Annotated in this window: 8 protein-coding genes and 2 tRNA genes; 2 read left to right on the top strand and 8 right to left on the bottom strand. The window is 74.9% G+C overall.

The genetic code is table 11. The features are described 5' to 3' along the window. On the top strand, positions 1 to 876 hold an 876-nt coding region (locus tag PYV61_RS18020), incomplete at its 5' end, for a HAMP domain-containing sensor histidine kinase (RefSeq protein WP_275834168.1). A 21-nt stretch (positions 877 to 897) separates the two neighbouring features. Here PYV61_RS18020 and PYV61_RS18015 read toward each other — a convergent pair. Both PYV61_RS18015 and PYV61_RS18010 read right to left on the bottom strand, forming a co-directional pair. After that, complete coding sequence (locus PYV61_RS18015; protein WP_275834166.1) at positions 898 to 2,340, bottom strand: PQQ-dependent sugar dehydrogenase; 1,443 nt, start codon at positions 2,338 to 2,340, stop codon at positions 898 to 900. 113 nt (positions 2,341 to 2,453) lie between these two features. Beyond that, positions 2,454 to 2,777, bottom strand: coding sequence for a hypothetical protein (locus PYV61_RS18010; protein ID WP_275834164.1), 324 nt, complete (start codon positions 2,775 to 2,777; stop codon positions 2,454 to 2,456). 118 nt (positions 2,778 to 2,895) lie between these two features. On the opposite strand from PYV61_RS18010, the gene PYV61_RS18005 reads away from it, so the two are divergent. Continuing rightward, positions 2,896 to 3,270, top strand: coding sequence for a hypothetical protein (locus PYV61_RS18005; RefSeq protein ID WP_275834162.1), 375 nt, complete (start codon positions 2,896 to 2,898; stop codon positions 3,268 to 3,270). A gap of 54 nt (positions 3,271 to 3,324) precedes the next feature. Here PYV61_RS18005 and PYV61_RS18000 read toward each other — a convergent pair. The 6 genes from PYV61_RS18000 to thiL all read right to left on the bottom strand — a co-directional run bounded on the left by PYV61_RS18000 (position 3,325) and on the right by thiL (position 6,988). After that, positions 3,325 to 3,398: transfer RNA gene (locus PYV61_RS18000), tRNA-Met, on the bottom strand. A 119-nt stretch (positions 3,399 to 3,517) separates the two neighbouring features. Continuing rightward, positions 3,518 to 3,591, bottom strand: a tRNA-Met gene (locus PYV61_RS17995). 12 nt (positions 3,592 to 3,603) lie between these two features. Beyond that, complete coding sequence (locus PYV61_RS17990; protein WP_275834160.1) at positions 3,604 to 3,939, bottom strand: septum formation initiator family protein; 336 nt, start codon at positions 3,937 to 3,939, stop codon at positions 3,604 to 3,606. A 12-nt stretch (positions 3,940 to 3,951) separates the two neighbouring features. Beyond that, complete coding sequence (gene eno / locus PYV61_RS17985; RefSeq protein ID WP_275834158.1) at positions 3,952 to 5,232, bottom strand: phosphopyruvate hydratase; 1,281 nt, start codon at positions 5,230 to 5,232, stop codon at positions 3,952 to 3,954. A gap of 35 nt (positions 5,233 to 5,267) precedes the next feature. Next, positions 5,268 to 6,023 (bottom strand): lysophospholipid acyltransferase family protein, encoded by a 756-nt coding sequence (locus PYV61_RS17980; protein WP_275834156.1) that lies wholly within the window; start codon positions 6,021 to 6,023, stop codon positions 5,268 to 5,270. Beyond that, positions 6,023 to 6,988 (bottom strand): thiamine-phosphate kinase, encoded by a 966-nt coding sequence (thiL, locus tag PYV61_RS17975; protein ID WP_275834154.1) that lies wholly within the window; start codon positions 6,986 to 6,988, stop codon positions 6,023 to 6,025. The genes PYV61_RS17980 and thiL overlap by 1 nt, the downstream gene beginning before the upstream one ends. Positions 6,989 to 7,133 lie beyond the last annotated feature (145 nt).

The following is a 7,133-nucleotide window of genomic DNA, read 5'->3' as shown; positions in this document are numbered from 1 at the left end:
GTGCCGCTCGTCGCGCGCGGCGTCACGCTCGGCGCGCTGACGCTGAGCACCGCCGCGTCGGGGCGCCGCTACGACGACGCCGACCGCGCGCTCGCGGCCGACCTCGCGCACCGCATCGCGACGGCCGTGGACGCCGCGCGCCTGTTCCGCGACGCCGAGCGCGCACGCGCCGACGCGGAGGCGGCGAACCAGGCGAAGAGCCAGTTCCTCGCGACCATGTCGCACGAGCTGCGCACGCCGCTCAACGCCATCGGCGGCTACACCGAGCTGCTGCTGCTCGGCGTGCGCGGCGAGCTCGCCGAGGGGCAGCGCGAGGACCTCGGCCGCATCCAGCGCAGCCAGCGCCACCTGCTGGGGCTCATCAGCGAGCTGCTCGACTACGCGCGCCTCGAGTCGGGGGCGCTGCACTTCGACGTGCGCGCGGTCGCCGTCGCCGACGCGGTGGGCGACGTCGAGGCGTTCGTGGTGCCGCAGGCCGCCGCGAAGGGGCTGCGCCTCGCGGTGCCGGCGGTCGACCCCGCGCTGCGCGTGGCCGCGGACGTCGAGAAGCTGCAGCAGATCCTGCTCAACCTGCTCGCCAACGCGGTCAAGTTCACCGGCGCCGGCGGCAGCGTCGCCCTCGGCTGCACGACGCTCGGCGACGCGGTCGCGCTGACGGTGACGGACACCGGCGTCGGCATCGCGTCCGACCAGCTGGAGCGCGTGTTCGAGCCGTTCGTGCAGGTCGGGCGCGCGCTGAACCACCCCAAGGAGGGGACGGGGCTCGGGCTCGCGATCAGCCGCGACCTGGCGCGCGCGATGGGCGGCGACCTGCGCGCCGACAGCGCGCCGGGGCGCGGCAGCACCTTCACCCTCACGCTGCCGCGCGCCGACTGACGCCGCCGGGGACCTCCGCGCTCAGCGCGGGCGGGTGAGGCGCCAGACCTTCCCCGTGGTCCCGGTCGGCCCGAAGACGACGGACCCGGTCACGTAGACGTTGCCGCGGGCGTCCTCGCCGAACCCCTTCACGACGTGCCCGAGGCGCGACGTGCCGTCGACGAGCAGCTCCGCCATCGACCACAGCCCGCTCCCCCGCGGCTCCGAGACGAAGAGGCGCCCCGACCCGCCGCCCTGCGTGGCCGCGCTGCCGAACACGTAGCGGCCGCGGAGCGCGCGCAGCTCCTCGCCGTGGTAGAACACGCCCCCCACCACGGTCAGCCCCAGGTCCCCGCCGAGCGGGTTCTTGCTGTTCGCGAACTCGATGACCGGATTGCGCAGCGGCTCGCCGGTCGTGGGATCGACGGTCGGGCAGGTCGCCGGCACGACCGTCGGCGCCTCGGCGTCGAAGCAGTGCGTCCCCTCCTTCACGTTCCAGCCGAAGTTGCCGCCGCGCACGGCGACGCTGACCTCCTCCCACAGCTCCTGCCCCGCGTCGCCGACGAGCAGCGCGCCGCCGTGCTTGCTGTCGAAGGCGAAGCGGTACGGGTTGCGGAAGCCGTAGGCCCAGATCTCGTCGAGCCCCGGCCCGGCGACGAACGGGTTGTCGGGCGGGATCGCGTACGGCGTGCCGCCGTCGACGTCGATGCGCAGGATGTTGCCGAGCAGGTTCTGCGTGATGTCCTGGCCGTTGCCGCCCGCGTTGTCGGCGAACCAGTCGGCCACGTGGCCGAGCGGGTTGTCGTCGTCGCGCCCGCCGCCGTCGCCGATCGAGACGTAGAGGTAGCCGTCCGGGCCGAAGGCGACGGTGCCGCCGTTGTGGTTCGCCTGCGGGTGGTCGACCTGCAGGACGATGCGCTCCGAGCCGGGGATCACGCGCGGCACCTCGTCCGTCATGATCTTGTTCGCGTTGGACCCGGCCGACACGTCGGCGCGGTACTCGGCGATGGTGATCGTGTTGTTGTAGCCCGCGACCCGCGGCGGCGCCGTGTAGAACACGAAGACGCGGCCGTTCTTCCGGAACTCCGGGTGGAACGCGAGCCCCAGCAGCCCGCGCTCGTCGGAGGCCGGGTTCAGCGGCGTGAGCCGGCTCCGCACGTCGAGGAACGGCTCGGCGAGCAGCGTGCCGTCCTCGGCGATCATGCGCACCAGCCCGATCTGGTCGACGACGAAGCGCGTCGTGACCTTGTCGGGCTGCACGAGCTGGATCGGCGACGCGAGCCCCGACGCGACCAGCTCGACGCCCACCGGGATCGGCGCGAGCAGCGGACTCGGGCCGACGTTGTTGGCGGTCCCGGCGTCCGCGCCGGCGCGTCCGCCGTCGCGGTCGAGGCGTGGCGCGGTGGGGACGCGCGAGTCGGGGGCGTCGGTGCACGCGCCGGCGAGCAACGCGGCGGCGAGGGCGGACCGGAGCAGGATGCGCATGCGGTTCCTCCGTGGTGGTGCGGCCGCGCGCGGCCGCCGCGCCCGCGGACGTCGCGGCGCGCGCACCCGGAGACGGCGCGATGCGCGCCGCTATTCCCCGCCGGGCCCGCCGCTCAGTCGTCGGCCCCGCGCACGTAGCGCTGCAGCACGTCGAGCGCGGCGGGCTCGTACGCCTCGACCGGCGGCAGCCCGCCGTCGAGCACCGGGCCGTACGCGCGCAGCAGCGCGGCCACCTGCCACGTCAGCCGCGCGGTGTCGTGGTGCTCCGCGACACACTCGGCGATCAGGTCGACGACGTGGCCCGCGAGCTCCTCGGGGGTGGGCTCGCGCACCGCGCGCCAGCCGATCGCGGTGAGCGCGGCTGCGATCGCGGGCGAGGCGCCGCCGGCGCCGCGGTCGGCGAGGTAGCGGTCGCGGAGGGCGCTGAAGAGGAGCATGGGTGCGGTCGCTGGACGCATCGGCGGAGAGGCGCACGATAACCGGATACTTCCGGGCTGGCGGGTCCGACCGGCCGGCACGACCTTGGAACTTCCCTCCCCCGCTCGAGTCCCGACCATGCCGCACGCCGACGCCCCAGCACTCGACCGCCGCCCCGGCGAGCCGCCGCGCCTGCAGATGACGCGCGCGCAGTGGGACGCGTACGACGCCGCCGACAAGCGCGAGGTGGACGGCCGCCGCTACGCGCAGCGCTACGTGCGCGTCGGCGACGATCCCGCCGACGACCGCCTGCAGGCCGTGCCCGGCGTCGTCGAGGTGGAGATCGTCGAGCGCGTCCCCCTCGGCCTCGTGGTGACCTGCCCGTTCTGCGCCGCGCCGCGCGCCGTGTGGCTGCGCGAGACCGCGCTGACCGTGTGCGAGGGCTGCGACCGGCCGCTCGTCGTGGGCTGGGGGAACTTCATGCCCGGCGCCGGTCCGGTCGCGCCGCCCTGACGCGACGACCCCGCACGACGCCGGGGCGCCCTGCGGGGTCTCGAAGCACACAAGTAGCTGGGGCGGGGATCGAACCCGCGACCTCACGATTATGAGTCGTGCGCTCTCACCAGCTGAGCTACCCAGCCACGACCGTTCGCCGGCGACGGGTCCGCCGCGGCGAGCCGCGAAATCTAGCCGCCTCGCGAGCCAGACGGTACCGTCCGCAAACGACACGGCCAGCCGAGGTCGGCTGGCCGTGTCGAAGTGGCGGGGGCGGGATTTGAACCCGCGACCTTCGGGTTATGAGCCCGACGAGCTACCAGGCTGCTCCACCCCGCGTCGTTGCCCGAATTATAGCCCGCCCGGGCGCCGCGTCAACCCTGCCCGCCCCGCCGCCGCCGTGTCGCGCGGCTCCGCGAAGCGGTAGAGCAGCTCCTTCTCGCCGCGCACCATCCCGAACTCCTCGCGCGCCACCCGCTCCTGCAGCGCCGGGTCGGTCGCGAGCCGCCGCTCGAGCGCGCGCAGCGAGTCCACGTCGGTCTGGAGGGAGTCGACCTCCGCCTGCAGCGCCCGCCGCCGCGCGCGCTGCGCCAGCAGGTCGGAGGTCCCGTACTCCCCGCCCTCGACGGCGAAGGCGGCGACGCCCAGCCCGATCGCGGCCAGGACCGCGCGCCTCGCCCACGCCATCGGTGCGACTCCTCAGAGCCCGAACGGGCCGCCGGCGGCGAACTCCGCGACCTCGCCCAGCTGCTCCTCGATGCGCAGCAGCTGGTTGTACTTCGCGATGCGGTCCGAGCGCGACGCCGACCCCGTCTTGATCTGGCCCGCGTTGGTCGCGACCGCGAGGTCGGCGATGAACGTGTCCTCGGTCTCCCCCGAGCGGTGCGAGATGATCGCGCTGTACCCCGCGGCGCGCGCGAGCTCGATCGCCTCCAGCGTCTCGGTCAGCGTGCCGATCTGGTTGACCTTCACCAGGATCGAGTTCGCGACGTCCTGCTCGATCCCGCGCGACAGGAACTCGGTGTTGGTGACGAACAGGTCGTCGCCCACCAGCTGCACGCGGTCGCCGAGCGCCGCCGTCAGCTTCGCCCACCCCTCCCAGTCGTCCTCGGCCAGCCCGTCCTCGATCGACACGATCGGGTACTTCTCCAGCCACTCCGAGTAGAGGTCGATCATCCCGGCCGCGTCGCGCGACCCGGCGCCGCTCTTCTTGAAGGTGTACTTGCCGCCCTTGCCGAGCTCCGACGCGGCGCAGTCGAGCGCCAGCGCGATCTCCTTGCCGGGCGCGTACCCCGCCGCCTCCACCGCCTCGAGGATGACGGTGATCGCCTCCTCGTCGGTCTTGAGGTCGGGCGCGAACCCGCCCTCGTCGCCGACGCCCGTCGCGAGCTTGCGCTTGACGAGCACCTTCTTGAGCGCGTGGAACACCTCGGCGCCCATGCGCAGCGCGTCGCCGAAGCTGTCGGCGCCCACGGGGACGATCATGAACTCCTGGAAGTCGACCGTGTTCGTCGCGTGCGCGCCGCCGTTGATGACGTTCATCAGCGGCGTCGGGAGCAGGCGCGACATCGGGCCGCCGAGGTAGCGGTAGAGCGGCAGCTCCAGCTCGTTCGCCGCGGCGCGCGCCACCGCCATCGACACGCCGAGGATCGCGTTCGCCCCCAGCTTGCTCTTGGTCGGCGTGCCGTCGAGCTCCAGCATGAGCCGGTCGATCCCGATCTGGTCCGACGCGTCCATCCCCACCAGCTCGGGCGCGATCTGCTGCTCGACGTTCTGCACCGCCTGCAGCACGCCCTTGCCGACGTAGCGCTTGGCGTCGCCGTCGCGCAGCTCGAGCGCCTCGTGCTCGCCGGTGGAGGCGCCGCTCGGGACGGCCGCGCGGCCCGCCGCGCCGCTCTCCAGCGTGACGTCGACCTCCACGGTCGGGTTGCCGCGGCTGTCGAGGATCTCGCGGGCGCTGATGTCGATGATCGTGGGCATGCGTCGGTCGTGTGGGATGGCGGGGTGGGTCGCGGTCAGGCGGCGGGCGCCGGCGCGCCGGGGAGCGCGGGGCTGGCGATCCCGTACAGCTCGTGCTGCGCGACGGCCAGGCGCTCGTAGACCTCGCGCGCCAGCGCGTCGCGCTCCTCGTACGTCAGCCCGGCGGTCGGCACGGGCTCCAGCAGGTGCACGTCGACGCGGCCGGCGCGCAGCCAGAGCGAGCCGCGCGGCAGCACCTCGACGGTGCCGTGGATCAGCGTCGGGATGATCGGCACGCCGGCGGCGATGGCGAGCACGAAGGGCCCCTTCTTGAACGGGCGCAGCGCGTACGACGGCCCGCGCGTCCCCTCGGGGAAGACGACCACGTTGCGCCCGCCGCGGATGCGCACCGCGGCCTCCTCGTACGACTGGAAGGCCGCCTTCCGGTTCTCGCGCTCGATCGGGATGGTCCCCACCGCGCGCGCGGCCGGGCCGAAGAGCGGCACCTTGAACAGCTCGGCCTTGGCGACGAACGAGTAGCGCGGCAGGTGCCCGACCAGCGCCAGCACGTCGTACCAGCTGACGTGGTTGCTCACGAAGACGCGCGCCGACTCCCCCTCCATGCGCTCGCGCCCGTGGATGACCACGCGCGTCCCCGACATGAACAGCATCGAGCGGGCCCACCACTTGGGCGCCTTCTCGTAGATGCTGCCCGGGCGCTCGGGGATCCCGAGCAGCCGCGCCACGATGACGAGGCCGCCGCAGACGACGGTGACGACCAGCAGCGTGAGGGCGGCGATGAGGGTGCGCATCAGCCCGAAAGGTGGTCGTGCCCGGGAGCGAATTCAACGCGTCGCCCCGCCGGGTCCACGACCTCGACCGCCGCCACCCCCGCCCCGTCCGTCGCCTCCACCCGCCCGATCGCGGTCAGGGCGACGCCGAACCGCGCCGCGAACTCGTGCGCGTCGAGCCCCGGCGGCGCCGTCAGCGCCAGCTCGTACTCCTCCCCGCCGGCCAGCGCGTCGTCGCGCGACGCCCCCGCGAACCGCGGCACCCGCTCGGCCTCGACCACCAGCCGCACCCCGCTGGCCGCCGCCACGTGCCGGAGGTCGGCCGCCAGCCCGTCCGACACGTCCACCAGCGCCGTCGCGCCGGTCGCCGCCAGCCAGCGCGCCTCCGCCACGCGCGGGACGGGACGCGCGAACCGCGCGCGCGCCGCGGCGTCGGGCACGTCCCCGCGCAGCAGCGCCCCGAGGGCCTGCCGCGGCCCGCCGAGCGCGACCGTCGCGTACACGGCGTCCCCCGGCCGCGCGCCGCCGCGTCCCACCGGCGACCCGGCGCTCCCCATCACCGTGACCGTGACGCCGAGTGCGGACGCGCGCACCAGGTCCCCGCCGACGATCGGCGTGCCGGTCGCGCGCGCGAGCGCGCCGATCCCGTCGGCGACGGCCAGCGCGTCGGCGCGCCAGTCGTCGGGGAGCGCGAGCGCGACCACCATCCCGAGCGGCGCGGCCGCCATCGCGGCGAGGTCGCTGACCGCGCTCGCCGCCGCGCGCCAGCCGATCTCCTCGGGCGTCAGCCACTCGCGCCGGAAGTGCGCCCCCTCGACCGACGCGTCGGTGCTGACCACCAGCCGCGCCCCCGGCGGCACGTCGAGCGTCGCCGCGTCGTCGCCGATCCCCCGCGCCACGTCGCCCCACCGCGCGACCATCGCGCGCACGAGATCGAACTCGCCGCCCGGGCCGAGCGCGAGGTGCCCCGCCGCGTCCCGCCTCACCCCACGACCGCCGGCAGCTCGAGGAGAACCGGATACGCGGGCGGCGGCGCCGCCGCGCGCGGCCACCCGTCGCCGAGCGCCTCGACCACGCCGTCGAGCGTCGCGCCCCGCGCACCCCCGCGGCGCTCGGCGGCGAGCGCGCCCG

Source organism: Roseisolibacter sp. H3M3-2 (genome assembly GCF_029211165.1).
Lineage (GTDB): Bacteria > Gemmatimonadota > Gemmatimonadetes > Gemmatimonadales > Gemmatimonadaceae > Roseisolibacter.
Note: the sequence above shows the minus strand (reverse complement) of the source record. Positions and strands in the feature narration are given on the sequence as shown.

Excerpts from the sequence above, each read along its gene's own strand:
- PYV61_RS18015 (WP_275834166.1), bottom strand. The coding sequence starts at position 2,340 with ATGCGCATCCTGCTCCGGTCCGCCCTCGCCGCCGCGTTGCTCGCCGGC.
- PYV61_RS18010 (WP_275834164.1), bottom strand. The coding sequence starts at position 2,777 with ATGCTCCTCTTCAGCGCCCTCCGCGACCGCTACCTCGCCGACCGCGGC.
- PYV61_RS18005 (WP_275834162.1), top strand. The coding sequence starts at position 2,896 with ATGCCGCACGCCGACGCCCCAGCACTCGACCGCCGCCCCGGCGAGCCG.
- PYV61_RS17990 (WP_275834160.1), bottom strand. The coding sequence starts at position 3,939 with ATGGCGTGGGCGAGGCGCGCGGTCCTGGCCGCGATCGGGCTGGGCGTC.
- eno (WP_275834158.1), bottom strand. The coding sequence starts at position 5,232 with ATGCCCACGATCATCGACATCAGCGCCCGCGAGATCCTCGACAGCCGC.
- PYV61_RS17980 (WP_275834156.1), bottom strand. The coding sequence starts at position 6,023 with ATGCGCACCCTCATCGCCGCCCTCACGCTGCTGGTCGTCACCGTCGTC.